Annotated in this window: 1 protein-coding gene; it reads right to left on the bottom strand. The window is 30.8% G+C overall.

What is annotated here, in order from left to right; all coding sequences use genetic code 11:
- Positions 1-312: 312 nt before the first annotated feature.
- Positions 313-1,650 (bottom strand): NCS2 family permease, encoded by a 1,338-nt coding sequence (locus tag Q0138_RS03820; RefSeq protein WP_297981148.1) that lies wholly within the window; start codon positions 1,648-1,650, stop codon positions 313-315.
- Positions 1,651-1,979 lie beyond the last annotated feature (329 nt).

The following is a 1,979-nucleotide window of genomic DNA, read 5'->3' as shown; positions in this document are numbered from 1 at the left end:
TAAAAAATAGTAATTTAAAAAGTTAAAAATAGTAAAAAAACTAAATTTAAATAAAAAATAGTAATTTAAAAAGTTAAAAATAGTAAAAAAACTTAATTTAAATAAAAAATAATAATTAAAAACTAAATTTAAATTAAAAATACTAATTTAAAAAGTTAAAAATAATAAAAAAAGTTAAAACAAGCCAACTAAAAAACTTAAAAATAATAAAAGAACTTAAAACAAGCAAACTAAATAAAAAAAGGAGAATTGATTAAAAACCAATTCCCCAAATGTTTTTCCTTATGAGAAAATAATAAAATTAGCTATATTCTATAAACCAAAGAACAGGTATATCAAGAATACTAAAACCATTACCCAGATTCCCCAACTTAAGTCCTTGGATTTACCACTTGCTAAGCTTGCGACTGCGTAAACAACGAATCCCCAAGCAATACCTAAGGAAATGGAATAAGTCAAGATCATCATGATAATAGTCATGAATACAGATGCTGCCACTACTAAATTCTCCCATTCAACATCTTTCAATTGCATGATCATTAAAATACCGACCATTACAAGAGCTGCTGCAGTTACAGATGATGTAAACAAGGAAAGAACAGCAGGAGCAAAAATGACTGAAACAAGGAAACATAATCCAGTGACAATTGCGGTTAAACCGGTTCTACCACCTAAACCTACACCAGTTGCACTTTCAACATATGCGGTTAAGGTACTGGTACCGAAAATGGAACCGATTACTCCACTTAAAGCGTCTACTAAAAATGGTTTTTCAACGCCTTCAACATTACCTTCATCATCAACATAACCTGCCTGATTTGCAATTCCAAGCAAGGTTCCTGTAGTATCGAAAAATGTAACGAATACTAATGAGAACAACATCATAAGCAAGTTAGGAATATTGGTGAACAATTCACCGAATCCAGTGTAGAATGCACCGAAGAGACTGGTATCAAAGTTTAATGATACAAATTCTGCAGGCATTGCAGGCATGGTCAAGTCACCGGTACCGAATCCTACAGCAGTGAAGATTACACCAATGATAGCGGTAACAATCAATCCGATAAATACGGAAGCAGGTACTTTTCTAACATATAAAATCAAGGTAATTAAAATACCGATCAATGCAAGAAGTGCAGGAGCGGAAGTCATGGAACCTAATGTAACGAAAGTTGAAGGATCTGCTACAATAATTCCAGCACCTTTCAAACCAAGGAATGCCAAGAAGAAACCGATAGCTGCACCAATACCTAATTTCAAATCAATAGGAATGATGTTAAGAATAGCTTCCCTTAAACCGGAAATGGTAATTATTAAAAAGATTATACTTGAAAGAACAACAGCACATAAAGCCGCTTCCCAACTACAGCCCATACCTAATATGATGGTATATGTAAACAATGCATTCAATCCCATACCAGGAGCAAGTCCTACTGGCCAGTTAGCAATAAGACCCATAAGAATACATGCAATACCTGAAGCGACAGCTGTAGCAAAGAAAACACCTGTTACAGGCATTCCACCATCAGCAAGCATGGTAGGGTTTACACCTAAGATGTAAGCCATAGCTAGAAATGTGGTAATACCTGCTAAAATCTCAGTTTTAACATTTGTATTATTTTCATCTAATTTAAAAAAACTATTTAACATAAAACACCTCATTTGAAAACATAATGTTTTCATATTTATTTATAAATGTAATTACTTAATAAGTTTTTGATATTTTATAATAATTTTTAGTTTTTTTAAAGTGGAATTGAATAAAAAAGGAAATAAAACTTGAAATATTGAGCAAATACAGACAGAATAAAAAAAAAGGGAAGTTGGTGAAATAAAAGGGAATTTTTAAAAAAAAATAAGAAAGTTCAATGAAAAAAAGCAATTTTTAAAATAAAGAAGAAAGTTCAATGAAAAAAAGCAATTTTAAAAAAAAATAAGAAAGTTCAATGAAAAAAGCAATTTTTAAAAAACAAGAATTT

Source organism: uncultured Methanobrevibacter sp. (assembly GCF_937906425.1).
Taxonomy (GTDB): domain Archaea; phylum Methanobacteriota; class Methanobacteria; order Methanobacteriales; family Methanobacteriaceae; genus Methanobrevibacter.
This window is presented reverse-complemented; position numbering and strand designations above follow the sequence as displayed.